At 43.8% G+C, this 14069-nt stretch carries 9 protein-coding genes; 3 read left to right on the top strand and 6 right to left on the bottom strand.

Features of this window, described 5'->3' with window-relative positions; genetic code table 11:
- The first annotated feature begins 69 nt into the window (after nt 1-69).
- Nucleotides 70-2904 (top strand): S9 family peptidase, encoded by a 2835-nt coding sequence (locus tag L5M17_RS02785; protein ID WP_263145065.1) that lies wholly within the window; start codon nt 70-72, stop codon nt 2902-2904.
- Nucleotides 2905-3003: 99 nt separating this feature from the next.
- On the opposite strand, the gene L5M17_RS02780 is transcribed toward L5M17_RS02785, so the two are convergent.
- The 5 genes from L5M17_RS02780 to L5M17_RS02760 form a co-directional block, all read right to left on the bottom strand.
- Nucleotides 3004-3426 (bottom strand): DUF3192 domain-containing protein, encoded by a 423-nt coding sequence (locus L5M17_RS02780; RefSeq protein WP_028760680.1) that lies wholly within the window; start codon nt 3424-3426, stop codon nt 3004-3006.
- A 99-nt stretch (nt 3427-3525) separates the two neighbouring features.
- The gene (xni, locus tag L5M17_RS02775) at nt 3526-4344 is read right to left on the bottom strand and encodes a flap endonuclease Xni (RefSeq protein ID WP_263145062.1); all 819 of its coding nucleotides are present in this window, start codon (nt 4342-4344) and stop codon (nt 3526-3528) included.
- A 21-nt stretch (nt 4345-4365) separates the two neighbouring features.
- Nucleotides 4366-5721, bottom strand: a complete 1356-nt coding sequence (ppnN, locus tag L5M17_RS02770) for a nucleotide 5'-monophosphate nucleosidase PpnN (RefSeq protein ID WP_028760679.1) — start codon at nt 5719-5721, stop codon at nt 4366-4368.
- A gap of 56 nt (nt 5722-5777) precedes the next feature.
- Nucleotides 5778-7334: a GGDEF domain-containing protein gene (locus tag L5M17_RS02765; RefSeq protein ID WP_105249767.1), complete on the bottom strand. Its 1557-nt coding sequence runs from the start codon at nt 7332-7334 to the stop codon at nt 5778-5780.
- Nucleotides 7335-7485: 151 nt separating this feature from the next.
- Nucleotides 7486-9648, bottom strand: a complete 2163-nt coding sequence (locus L5M17_RS02760) for a tetratricopeptide repeat protein (protein ID WP_263145060.1) — start codon at nt 9646-9648, stop codon at nt 7486-7488.
- A gap of 134 nt (nt 9649-9782) precedes the next feature.
- Between L5M17_RS02760 and L5M17_RS02755 the strand changes: the two genes are divergently transcribed.
- Nucleotides 9783-11594, top strand: coding sequence for a M61 family metallopeptidase (locus L5M17_RS02755; RefSeq protein ID WP_263145057.1), 1812 nt, complete (start codon nt 9783-9785; stop codon nt 11592-11594).
- Nucleotides 11595-11765: 171 nt separating this feature from the next.
- Here L5M17_RS02755 and rdgC read toward each other — a convergent pair whose 3' ends face one another.
- Nucleotides 11766-12680, bottom strand: coding sequence for a recombination-associated protein RdgC (gene rdgC, locus L5M17_RS02750; protein ID WP_113941038.1), 915 nt, complete (start codon nt 12678-12680; stop codon nt 11766-11768).
- Between the two features lie 291 nt (nt 12681-12971).
- On the opposite strand from rdgC, the gene L5M17_RS02745 reads away from it, so the two are divergent.
- Complete coding sequence (locus tag L5M17_RS02745) at nt 12972-13940, top strand: porin (protein ID WP_263145055.1); 969 nt, start codon at nt 12972-12974, stop codon at nt 13938-13940.
- Nucleotides 13941-14069 lie beyond the last annotated feature (129 nt).

Here is a 14069-nt window from a genome sequence, read left to right as displayed (position 1 = left end):
CACCATGATGGAGAGCCAATGGTTAAAAAAGTCTACTTTAGTCTAACAAATATATAAAAGAGGAAGACATTGAAGTTAATCCCTATCACATCTCTGGTTTTGTTATCCCTTGGAATATTGCCAGCAGTGCAGGCTGAAACCAGCACTAAACCGCTCACCCTAACAGACATTATGCATTTTGAATCCCTTGAAAAGCCGGTTATCTCAGATAAGGGGCAAGTCATCGCGGTCGAGTCTGCGCCCGATCGCGGGGATAGTCACGTCATTGTGAAAAATGTCCGGTCGCAGCAAAGCTATCAAATCGCGGGGGGGTCAGATCCCTTGGTGAACCACGATGGTCGTTATGTGGCTGTGGTGGTTAAACCGAGTTTGCTCACGCGTGAAACGAGTGATGCCAAGGCGAAGAAAAAACTCAAATCTGACATGGTGTTGCTCGATACTCAAACTGGCACGCAAACTCGCTTCGAGCGTGTGAAGGAATTTGTGTTCAGTGATGATGGTAAGCATCTGGCGATTGGATTTGAGGCTGATGAAGAGTCCAAAAAAGATGCTGGGCCTAAAACTACCGAAAAACTCGCTGAAGCAGGCACACAAAGCCCTGCGAATATTGATAAGCCAAAGGTCGATAAGTTTGACCAAGGTCGACGTTTTACGTTGCTCAGTTTAGAAGACCAAACAAAGCGAATTGATGTCGAGCAGGTTACTGGCTATGTTTTTGATAAGGCAAGCCGTAGACTCGCGCTGGCAGTGAACGATATCACCAATAAGCAACATCAATTGCAGTTAGTCGATTTAAACACTCACAAAAAAACCGTTGCCTTTGATTCGCCTAGCCAACAGATTGGTGCGTTAGCGCTGGCTAAAAATGGTCGTTGGCTTGCATTTACGCAGGGCAAAGACAGCGAGTTACCTTATGGCCGCAGCTATCAGTTATCGCTGGTCGATTTGCTGTCGAGCAAAATCAGTACCCCCCCAGAATCACCCGAGTGGAAACTGAATCGCTACACAAGTTTAAGCTTCTCATTGGACAGCGAACGGTTGTTTTTTGGCCGCGTACCTGAGGTGAGTCAGCTGCTCAGTTTGCAGAAGATCACCGAAGAAAAAGACCTATTCGATACAAATATTGTCACCGGACAGCGTGGACTTAAGGTATGGCATGGGGATGATCCTCGTATTAAGCCTAATGAAATCAAGCAATATGAGGATGAGCAAAAACGCACTTACCTTGCGGTATTGCATTTAGGTTCGAATAACGTGGTGCAGCTTGGCGATAAAACTGTTCCAGATGTGACGATTTCACAACATAAACGTTTTATGTTGGCCAGTTCAGATTTGCCCTATCGCAAGATGGCAACTTGGGCAGGGTTCTACCAAGATTATTATCTGGTCGATATTAATACTGGCAGTAAAGTGCCATTTTTGACACAACAGCCGAGTGATGCCGAGCCTACGCTGTCGGGAAATGGCAAGTATGTGGCTTATTATCAGCAAGGTAATGTGTATCTTTATGATATTGCACAGGACCGTCGCACTAATCTCACAAAATCCCTAAAGGTCAGTTTTGCCGATGAAGACCACGATTATCCATCCAGTGCTCCAGGATATGGTTTTGGTCTTTGGCTTAAAAATGATGCGGGTTTCTTGGTTTACGACAAATACGATGTTTGGCAGTTTAATACCGAATCTAAGGCGGGTTTTGCCTTAACCGCAGGTAAAGGGCGTACCCAGAAAATTCAATATCGCCTTGAGGGCTTAGTCGATAATCCCGATGAGCCGGCAGAGCTTGCCTATAACGCCACTGTGTTACTCCACGGTTATAGTGATAAAACCAAGGCCGATGGTTTTTATCAAGCCACCTTGGGCGAAGCAGGCGTGAAGACGTTGATGCAAGGTGAGTATAAGCTGACAGTATTGGGACGCAGTAAAGACGGCGATACTATCGTGTTTTCTAAGGAACGTTTTGACTTATTCCCTGACTTGTATACGGCTAACTATAGCGCACCGCAAAATGCAGTTAAGCAAACCGATTTAGATAAGCAGCGTCAAGCCTTTAACTGGAGCCAATCCGAGTTAGTTCACTGGACAAATGGCGATGGTAAACCGTTAGATGGCGTGCTGATCAAGCCGACGAATTATCAAGCGGGTAAGCGCTATCCTGTACTGGTTTATTACTATCGCTTTATGACGGATAGACTGCATGCCTTCCCGCAGATGAACATTAACCACAGACCTAACTTTGCTTGGTACATCAATAATGGCTATGCGGTGTTTCTACCGGACATTCGCTTTGAAATTGGTTACCCAGGGGAGAGTTCAGTACAAGCGCTCACGTCTGGCGTGCAAAAGCTGATTGAGATAGGAATTGCTGATCCCGATGCTATTGGTTTGCAAGGTCATTCTTGGAGTGGCTATCAAACGGCGTTTGCCATTACTCAAACTAAGATGTTTAAGGCGGCGGTTGCAGGTGCTCCAGTATCGAACATGACCAGTGCCTATAGCGGTATTCGCCACGGCACAGGTATTGCGCGTCAGTTCCAATATGAAACCGGACAGAGTCGTATTGGCGCAAGTTTGTTTGCCGCGCCGCAAAAGTATATTGAAAACTCGCCAGTATTTTATGCTGACCGTATTCAAACGCCTTTGATGATCATGTTTGGTGATAAGGACGATGCAGTGCCTTGGGAACAAGGTGTTGAAATGTACTTAGCCATGCGCCGTGCGGGTAAAGAAGTGGTGTTCTTACAATACGAGGATGAGCCGCATCACTTGAAAAAGTACCCGAACAAGCTCGATTACAGCATTCGCATGATGCAATATTTCGACCATTATCTGAAGGGAAAACCCGCGCCAGAATGGCTCAGCAAAGGTGAAGCCTATGTCGAGTATAAGGCCGATGATGAATAGGCAATTGGTTTAGTTGTTTTACAACTGAGTCAATTCGTTGATTGTCAAAATAAAAACGCCACCGATTCGGTGGCGTTTTTATTTAACTGTCAGTCGTATTTATTTACTGGTTAATGTCTCTTGGGCAGAGCTGAGGGCTGTGTCAGTATCTGCATCGAGATATTGCTTATAGGTATCTTGGCCCCAAGCAATCAATTGATCATTTTCAAAAATAAGTGGGGTACATTCCTCTTTCGTGGTTACACCGTCTGATTTTTCATGGTGAGTGCGATAAAAGAGCACCTGTAGCTTGGTTTCTTTTACGGCTTTGGCCTCTGAAAAGTCAGCTTTACCTAGTAACTGTTTTACTGAAACGATATTTTGCCCTAGCGCTAACTCGTTCATTTTTTGGCTGTTATAGGACTGTCGGTCCTCCCAACTCATGTCATCTGGCGTAGGTTCATAAACGAGTACCACCACAGCGACAAAGGCGACGTAGGCGGCGAAAATGCTACCGATGATTACCGAAACTTTTGATTTCATTTACAGTTATTCCTTTACCTCATTAAATGAGTCACGTTATTACGTCCATAAAATACGCTTTTGTTGTTCTAAGGTAAATGCGTTAATTGCAACTTTATATTAACAGATGTTTAGGCAGGATTGATTGGGGTTTTCAGGCAGATAGTTATTATCAGGCAAGGAGTTCATCACGCGAAAATCTTTTAAATTAATATTGAGTGGCAGGTCTGTTTGTAACTGTGCGAGCTTATAGCTGAGTCTTGCCATCTCCTTACCTTCGGCAAGTTTTTTGGCTTGTTTAGCGCCTAAGTTAGATAGCGATGAAAACAAGGTTGGTAAGCTTCTAAAGGTTTTCAATAATTCGGCAGCCGACTTAGGGCCTATGCCCGCAATACCAGGAATTTTATTACCGCTATCGCCCGCTAATGCCATCAAGTCGAGAAATTGACTGCGTTCGACACCGAGTTTTTGTTCCAATGCAGCGATATCTAAGTACTGCTGATTAAAGTGATCCCACTGGCTGATTTGGCGATGATTAAGCTGACTAAACCCTTTGTCGGTGGACACTATAATGGCTTCACCCTGCGCTTTGGCGGTTTTTATCGCTAGAGTGGCAATCACATCATCGGCTTCAGCCGCCGCATAAATAGAGCCAATGTTCATCATGGTTAAGTGATCTTGCAGTGCAGCAAGGCCTTTTGCCAGCGGCTCAGGCATAGGTTTACGGCCTTTCTTGTAATCGGGGTAAAGCTGTTTACGCCATGAAACTTCATCCCCATCCCACACGATAGCCACATGGGTAGGGCGATGCACCCGCAGCAGTTTAGTGCACGCCAAACTGACGCGCTCTGTGAGACTTTGCATATCGGATTCATCGGGGATCGCCGCATAAATGCGGCGAACCAAGTTGAGACCATCGATGATTAAAAACTTGTTCATGGGGTGTTGTTGCTTCGCTCTCTATTTCACTATTTGATAGCAAGGAATATAGGCGCTTCCTGGAAGCTTCATTCTTTGTTGTTGTACAAATGCACTTAAAAGTTTATCCATCATATCCATGAGCTTAGGATCGCCTTTTAATTGGAAGGGGCCATCACGCTCTATGTGCTTGATTGTTTCTGACTTGACGTTACCCGCCACTATACCCGAAAACGCTTTACGCAGGTTGGCGGCAAGTTCGGCTTTATTGGTTTGGAAGTGTAGATCTAAGTTTGCCATCACTTCGTGGCTTGGGATAAAAGGTAACTGAAACTCAGACTCAATCTTCAGTGCCCACTGATATTGGTAAGCATCACCCGTTGAGCGGCGATAGGCTTTTACTTGCTCCATTCCTTGCTTCATGATGCGTGCCACTTCAGTGGGATTATCTATGATAATTTGGTACTTTTTCTGAGCTTCGGGTCCTAAGGTTGAGGCAATAAACTCATCAATCTTAATGAAGTAATCTGCGCTCTCCGTTGGGCCTGTGAGTATCAGCGGGAAAGGCGTTTGTTGGTTTTCTTCGTTAAGTAAAATACCCAATATATAGAGCAATTCTTCAGCTGTGCCAGCACCGCCAGGGAAGATAATAATACCATGGCCTAAGCGCACGAAAGCTTCGAGGCGCTTTTCAATATCGGGTAAGATCACCAGTTCATTGACAATTTGATTCGGTGGCTCGGCGGCAATAATACTTGGTTCAGTTAAACCAATATATCGTGCATTTTTAATCCGTTGTTTGGCATGACCTATCGCCGCACCTTTCATCGGACCTTCCATCGCGCCAGGACCACAGCCAGTGCAAATATCTAATTCTCTCAGGCCAAGTTGATAACCTACCTCACGTGTGTACTGGTATTCAATGGCATTAATACTGTGTCCGCCCCAACAGACGACCACATTAGGGTCTTTCATCGGTGCTATCGCCCTCGCATTACGCAGAATATCAAACACCACATTGGTGATATGGTGGGCATTGGTCAGATTAATGTGTTTTAGTGAGTCATATCTATCACTGATATAAAGGATATCGCGTAAGACTGAGAATAGATGTTCTTGAATTCCCGTGATAATTTGACCATCGACAAAGGCTTGTTCGGGGGGATTGATCAGTTCTAATTTTACACCACGCTCCCGTTGTAGAACGTTGATGTCGAAATCATGGTATTGCTCGAATAGGGCTTTAGAGTTGTCGGTTTTTAAACCCGCGGCAAGCACTGCTAAGGAGCAGTTGCGGTACAGTTGGTATAGGGCACTTTTGGCACTATTTTTGAGTCGATCAACTTCAAGTTGCGAAAGCTGATCCATGCTGCCTTTTGGGCTGACTTTTACTATCATTTACCACTCCTTCGTCATGACAGGAGTGATTAGAGGAGGCGTATAGTGGGGCTTAATTATACGTCAATCACAACCCTGTCTCTGCTTTCGTGTTTCGCTTTGTAGAGTGCTGCATCGGCGCGTTCAAAGGTCTCATGTATGAGTTCACTTCCCATAACTTGCGCAGCCCCTATAGATACTGTAACTGTAATTCTCTGATTTTTAAATTTAAATGGAATATTTTTTACTTTCTCGCGCACTCTGTTTAAAAGTTGAGCGATATCAGCAGGGGCCACATCAGGTAATAGCAGTACAAATTCTTCGCCGCCATAGCGGGCTACAAATTCTGTATCTCGCAGGGAGTTTTTCAATGCCATTGCTATAACTTGCAAGGTTTTATCACCTGTGCTGTGGCCAAAACTGTCGTTGATAGTTTTGAAGTGATCGATATCGGCAACGGCAACCCACAACGGGGACTTATGCCGTTGATAGTTACGGTATTCTAGCTCCATGCGCTCTTCTAATGCCGCACGGTTAGGCAATTGAGTTAAGCTGTCGAGTAAGTTGAGTTTTTGTTGTTCAAACAAACGCTCTTTGTAGGTGTTAGCCTCACTACTTAACTCATTAAGCTCTTTGCGCATTGTCTCCATCGACTTGCGCAGCAGAGCTTGCTCTCTTTGCTCTAGGGCTTCTTTACGGGCTAATGCCGAGCGGATAGAGTTAAGTTGCTCTGTTAGTTGAGCTTTAAGGTCAACGACGTCTTCCACATCGATAATGATTTCACCGGCGTTGTCGACGCGGGTGTTAATCTCACGATTCAGCTGGGTTTTTAATTGGAAGCTACGTTGATTGTGATTGTAAGACTCGCTCACCACCTCACGTACCGCGGCTAAGGCATCATTGAGTGCAAACAAAAACTCTTGGGATGCCGATTTCTCGCGGGCGATGTTATCAAGCAATAACGCTAAAATGGTTTGGTAGGCTTCGAGCAAGCTATCAACTTCAATCTCAGAAGAGAGTACTTCTTTGATCACTAATACTTGGTCACGTTGATCTTTACGGAACTCGATTTCTGAAATCATCTGCGCCAGCTCATGGGCTAGTTGCCTGTGCTTTGGTAAGACATCGAGTTTTTCAGATTCGCTAAATTGTAGCTGTAATATGGTTTCGTAGAAGCCAATGATTTGCTTAACTTTGGGTATATATTCCCACACAGTATGAAAAGGTTTCGCCAGATCTTGCTTGAAGTAATTGACTTCTTTTTTGAGCTTTTCAGGTGCAGAGTTAACACGTTGGATCTGACGGATCACCTGTGATAAACCAGTACGACTCTCTTCGAGTTGTACCATCACATGGTGATATTGGCCTTTTAGCAGGCGCTCGACATCAACTAATTCTGGCAATGCCTCATCGACTCGCTCAAACGTATTTAAGTTATGGCGCAGTTTGGCGAGTTTATTATCCAGCTCAAGATTTTGCCCTTTACAGGCGAGGCTTAAGTGACCAATAAATTGGAGTAATGTCTGTAACTTTGCATTTCTATCTTCATTAACTTCATCAAGGGCAAGTTTGGCCGAATGGAGTTTCTGTTGCAGCAAGGCAAGTTGTGAAACTGTAGCGCTTGAATCCTTCATCCTGAGTATTGTCCTAACTCTGCAAGGCTAAAAAACATGACAATCCTATGTCCAGATTAGCTGTTAACTCATATGAAACTAATGTTATAACACTGGGCGTAGAGTGCAAATGCGATTTGCCTGTGACTCTGTGATTAATTACCGATATTGATCAAATATTTTCCAATAATTGCCTATCTTGGTTATTTTCCCAGCAAGGCCAGCGAATATCTTCTTTATTGCCGTTGGTCTCTAATCTGATTAATCCACGCTCAATGCCTTTTTCAAGGTGTAAAAATAACGGATTTGCAAATAAGCTCAAAGGAACAAAGTCGAGGGCTCTGAGAGCGACATAATAGTCGTTATTGCCACCTAAACTACGGGCACAGGCAAGCGCCATCTGCACTGTTTCAAATTTTAATTTCGCGGCCATTTTAATTTCTGATTTCGCTAAAAGTGGCAAATGCGCAAAGCCAAGACGGAAATGATGTGTGATTTGCTGTTCATCGAGTTTCAGGCGTACTTGGCTGAGTATTTGTTTCGGCTCAATAGGTTGCGTGAACCGAACCGCAAATACCCCTTGGCGTACCACATAAACAGATGCTGCGAGTGCATCCGTTAGATGATTGGCAATTTGCGCTGTTACTGCATCACTAAAATATTGGCCGTAGTCCAGATCCGCCGTAAGTTGGGTGGGGAAGGCGATAATCGCGAGTGCCGTTGTGGATTCCTGACTTTGATTATGGCTTAAGTGCGCTAATAATGCGGCATACCCTAAATTGTGAGTGAAGGGCTCCTGTAGCGTTAATTGAGTTAATGCCGCGTTTTTAGCCGTTATTTTGCGGCGATTTTGTAGCATGAAAATAATCACTAGCAGCAAGAGTCCGGCAATAAGGCTGCAAATGAGCAGTAGCGTGTGAGTGTTGTTGCTTTCTTTCACTGTCTCAACGAGTTTTCCCTGTAGCATGTTGAGCTCAAGTTTAAGCTGTTGCTCTGCAAGGGCAGAGGCCGACACTGGGGAGTCTTTATCTGTCTCCGCAGGCTTTTTACTTAGCTCAATGATACGGGCTTGGGCATCGATGGTTTTTGATAATTCACCTAATTTTTGCGCCGCCGAGGCGATAAGGGTGAGTGCGGATTTTTGTTCATCGACCAGTTTTAAATCGACCGCGAGTGCTAATGCGATATCGGCATGGGCCATCATCAGCGGCCAATCTTGGTTGGTTTGGGCGATTTCACCAATTAAGAGTTCGTTATAAACTTGATAGTGATGGCTTTGTTTTTCTTTGAATATTTGATTGGCCATCAGTAAATATTTTAGGGCGTTAACATTGTCTTTAATATTTGAGTAGGCTTGTCCTAAATTATGGAAATTAAGCCCCTGTGCGATGTAGTTACCGCGTTTTGCATCTAATTGCTGGGCATTTAGGTAGTAATCAATCGCTTTATGCCAATCCCCTTGTTCGCCATAGACCATAGCGATCACTGTCATACAACTTGAAAGATAAGTGTCATTGCCCATTTTTTTAAAGCCAGCCGCGGCTTCATGAGCGTTTTTAAGCGCTTCATCCCACTGCTTTAAATCACGGTATACCTTTGAAAGTTGTAATTGCAGATTGGTTTTCATTGATGGGTAATTAGAACGATTGGAGATCCGAATCGCTTCACTATAATGCTGTAATGATTTTGTAAGCTGCTGATTAAAGTTGTAATAAAAGCCAAGCCTCGCTTCAGCCGCCGCGATTAAATAATCGTTTCTGAGTTTATAGGCAATGTCGCGGTATGTGTGGAAGTGCATCAGTGCTGGCACTTCTTGGCGGATCAATAAATGTAAGCCACCTAGATGTTCATGAATATTGTGTTTAAGAATTAATGCTTCGATGTCATAGCTGTCGTTGATGCGGGTGAGCGCTTCATTATAAAGACCAATCGCTTCTTGATATTTCTGTTCCGTACGGCCAAGGTAACGGCCATTTAACATGGCGACCATGGCAAGTTCGTAGGGCGATTGCGCCGCAGTCGATAGGAGTTCAATCAAGCTTTTTGCGTTTTGAAAATCGACCTTGGTTTTAACGTTTGGCTCCATATTGAGGCGGGCCAGTAAATACAAAATCTGTTCAAATTCGAGTGGATTGTAGCCTTGCTCTTGGGCTGCGCGCTCAAATTGGTCACGGTTTTGAAATGCGAGGGGAAAGGAAATCGTTTTGTTGAGTGCATCATACATTTGCTGCGGTGATTCTCTTAACTCAACCTCATCCGCTTCGAGATCTCGGCTTTGGACTGTAAAAGGCAGTGACAGCAACAGAGTAAATAAAATAACCGTGAGTTTTTGCATTTGAACTGTGATTCCTCATTCCTTTAGTCAAGGAACTTATTTTGTTAGCTTTTGTTAGCGCCTAATGAGGATGCTACATCGACTTGTTATACTTGGAAAAATCATAAGAAGCATAATAACAGAAGGAAGCAAGAGTGAAACCCAACAGACTATCAATCTTGATATTGAGCGCATTATTTTCGGGTCAAGTATTGGCCGATGTGAAATACCAAATCGACCTTATTAAACCCGAACACCATATTGCCCAAGTGAGTGTCACTTTTCCTGAAGTGAAGACGAACGATTTTACGGTGAATCTCCCTGTGTGGCGGACGGGCAAATATCAAGTATTGCCTTTGGCCGATGGTGTGCGCTTATTTAGTGCTAAAGATAGTCAAGGTCATGAACTGCGATGGAAGCGCACCGCGAGCGGTGAATGGCAAGTGGCGCTCACGCAGCCAACCCGTGTTACCGTCAGTTATCAATTGTACGCTAATGAATTAGGCCAAAGGGTGCGCCATATTGACGCGAGCCATGCCTATTTGGATGCTAGCGGTGTGTTCATGTACAGTCCGCAATTTCGCTCTGAACCAATATCCGTAGAATTAAAAGTGCCTAAAAATTGGCAAAGTTACTCTGGGATGTCATCGGGTAAGGCCGCTCATTCCTTTATTGCCCCTAATTATGATGTGTTGATCGACTCCCCGATTGAAACTGGTGTGAGTACTCATAAACAATTTAGTGCTAATGGTAAAAACTATGAATTGGTGTTTTGGGGGGAAGGTAACTATGACACGGACAAAATAGTAAAAGATCTTAAAGCCTTAAGCGGTCAAGCTAAGGTGATTTGGGATGATTATCCTTTTGATCGTTACGTTTATATGGTGCATGCAACGAGTGGTGCCAGTGGCGCGACAGAACATTTAAACTCTACTGTCATTCAACTGCCGCGCTTTAGTTTCCGTGAACGCAAGGACTACCTGCGCTTTATTAGCACTGCATCCCATGAGTTTATCCATACCTGGAACGTGAAGGCTTATCGCCCCGAGGGATTAGTTCCCTATGATTATCAACATGAAAATATGACGGAATTACTGTGGATGGCTGAAGGTTCTACCAGTTATTTTCAAGATCAGTTGCTGTTGCGGGCTGGAGTGATAACAGCTAAAGAGTTCCTCGAAGATTTAGCCAAGCGCGTCGAGAAAAACCAACTCAATCCGGGTCGTGAAACTCAATCTGTGGCAGAGGCGAGTACTGGGGAGTGGAGCAGTATCAGTGGCGATTATGCCATTAACCACAGTGTAAATATTTACTCAGAGGGTTACTTAACCTCTTTAGCCTTAGATTTTTCATTGCTTCAAGACTCCGAGCTTAAGTATTCATATCGCGATGTGCACCGTCGTTTATATCAAGAACATCGCGTACCAAAAGGCTATGGTGTTAGTGATGTTCAGTACATTCTTAAAGACTTATCTGGCAAAGATTATGCGTCTTGGTGGCAAGCCAATGTGAATAGTCCCATGAGTTTAGATTTCCCAGAATTATTATCACAGGCAGGGTTAAATCTGTCCTATGGTAAAGATTCAAAAGCTGAGGCATTTGCGGGAATGACCTTGAGCAGTACCCATGGCTCTTTAGTGTTAGACCAAGTGTTGCGTAATGGTCCTGCTTGGCAAGCGGGCATAGTTGCGGGGGATGAAGTATTAGCGATTAATGGTCTCAAGGTGACTGCTGCGGGTTTCTATAAGCGCATCAAAGACTTTAAGGTTGGCGATAGTGTAGAGGTGATATTATTTAGCAACGATAAAATCAAGCAAGTACAGCTCACCCTTGGCGAGCAGCAAAGCGGTAAGCTAGTGCTCAAGGGGGATGCAAAAGCGACTAAACAGCAAAAAGCTTTCTTCAAGACTTGGTTAGGCATTGATTGGCCATTTGACAATAAAGGCGAGTTAGCGACTAAAGCTTAATGTGGTTAGGACTTCATCTTTAGCATCTAAATGCCTTTGTCTTAAAGCCACCTAAAGTAAAATCGTCATAAAAAAGGCGCAACCATTATTTTGATGGGGGCGCCTTTTCTTATCTTGTACGGCTCAGTCTAACAAGCGAATTGCAGATCTCGTCTGCTTAACGATTTCTGCTTAAACTTGTGCGTCTTCGAGTCCACCAAGGGCGGCCACGAGTGCATGCATCAAGGCGACTAACTCGCTGCCCATTAGGGCAAAGTCTGCATCTAAACGGGCCATAGGATCGTCAGTGCCGACTTCATCGTTCCCTGCTCTAAATTCTTCAGAGAATTTAAGGCGTTTCACGCTGGCATCTGATTGCAATAATAGTGCAATCGATTGGCCGAAATGCAGCGCTAACTTGTGTACTTGCTTACCTGTTGCTAAGTGAGCTAACACTTCGTCTTCTTTCAAATCCTGCTGTTTAAAGCGCACAATTCCGCCTTCATCAGCTTCAGATTTGAGCTCGGCTTCGTCTTGCATTTCAAAGGGTAATGGCGCGCTGCCAAGTTTTAACCATTCAGTTAAATTGGATTCGACTGGCGCTTTAAAGCTTAGTGGGATCACAGGTAAACTGCCGAGAGCTTTACGTAATAACGCTAATAATTCTTCGGCCTTAGTGGCACTTGAACTATCAACGAGGATCATTTCTAGTTCAGGCAAAATCAAGGCGTGGGTTTGGCTTCGGCGCGAAAAAGCGCGTGGCAGTAGGCTAGTGATGATTTCATCTTTTAGCGCATCTTTTTCTTTTTTCGCCAGTTTACGATTTTCTTCATCTTCAATGAGAGCCACTTTTTCTTCTAAGGCTTCTTTGATGACTTGGCCTGGCAGAATTTTCTCTTCTTTAGTCACGCAGATCAGATGGCGATTGTCAGCGCTATGGACCAAAGAACTGCCTTTTTTGCCTAACGCATTTGAGAAACCAAATTTACTGACATCTTGGCTTGAGCAGGGGGAGAAAGTGAAATCGGCCAACGCAGTTTCTAGCGCTTCGGTTTCGACGGCAAAAGGTTTATTGAAACGATAAAGAGTAAGATTTTTAAACCACATAAGAGGCGCCCATTGAAAATTAAAGTGGCAGTTTACGGCATAGTTTGGGCGGGGTAAACCTGTGTTCAATAGCTGATTTTTAACTGAGGATCAGAATTCATTAAACTGTAACATAATAATTAGCTTAGCTGCAGCCCGCATTTTTACTGGGTTTTATGCCTGGCTTCGCGTCAGCTTTTTTGCACGCCAACGTTAATGGTCACAATTGAAATAAAATTGAAACACATTCATTGCAAACTTTCGGTCGTTCCAAACCAATAACCAAGACGAACATAACGTCGAAAGGATTAAATGATGAACGTTTTTTGTAAAACTCTACTTGCTTCTGCGCTAGCTTCTGCAACTCTGGCTTCAGCTAATGCCGCTGAGCCACTGACTGTTTATGGTAAGTTGAATGTCACTGCTCAATCAAATGATGAGAAAGGTGATGCTACAACAACTATTCAAAGTAATGCTTCTCGTTTTGGTGTGAAGGGTGATTTTGCGCTGTCTAGCTCGCTGGAAGCTTTCTACACAGTGGAATATCAAGTTGATACAGGTGCAGCATCAAGCGATAACTTTACTGCACGTAACCAATTTGTTGGTTTGAAAGGCGCATTTGGTTCGTTCTCTGTGGGTCGTAATGATACCTTATTGAAAATTTCTCAAGGTGATGTTGATCAGTTTAACGACCTTTCAGGTGACTTAGGTAAGCTGTTCAAGGGTGAAGTTCGCGCTGCTCAAACGGCGACTTACCTTACGCCTTCCTTTGGTGATTTTGTATTCGGTGTTACCTATGTTGCCGAAGGAAATGATGTAAAAGGTCAATTTGCTCAAGATGGTTTTAGCTTAGCTGCCATGTATGGTGATGCGAAACTGAAGAAAACACCCGTTTATGCATCTCTTGCCTATGACTCAGATGTGTCTGGATATGAGATTGTTCGTGCCAGCTTACAAGCTAAGTTAGCCGGAATTAAACTGGGTGGTATGTACCAGCAACAAGAGCAAACCTATAAATTTGATTCTGTAACGTCTATGCCAGTTGAAGTCACTGCAGAAAGTGCTAACGGCTATCTATTAAGCGCAGCCTATGATATCGATGCTGTTACTTTAAAAGCTCAGTTCCAAGATATGGAAGAACTTGGTGATTCATGGTCGGTAGGTGCAGACTACAGCTTAGGTAAGCCAACTAAACTATTCGCTTTCTACACGAACCGTTCATTAGAAGCGTCTACAGATGATGACAAATACATTGGTGTTGGCTTAGAACACAAATTCTAAATCCAGCATTAAAACTCAATTAAGGAGGCATATAGCCTCCTTTTTTATTGCTATAAACAAACAGTTATATAAACTTATTATGACAAATATTACTACTATATGGCTCAAGCGGCGTGTTTATTCATAAAT

It is taken from the genome of Shewanella sp. SW24 (genome assembly GCF_025653395.1).
Taxonomy (GTDB): Bacteria; Pseudomonadota; Gammaproteobacteria; order Enterobacterales; family Shewanellaceae; genus Shewanella; species Shewanella oncorhynchi.
Note: the sequence above shows the minus strand (reverse complement) of the source record. Positions and strands in the feature narration are given on the sequence as shown.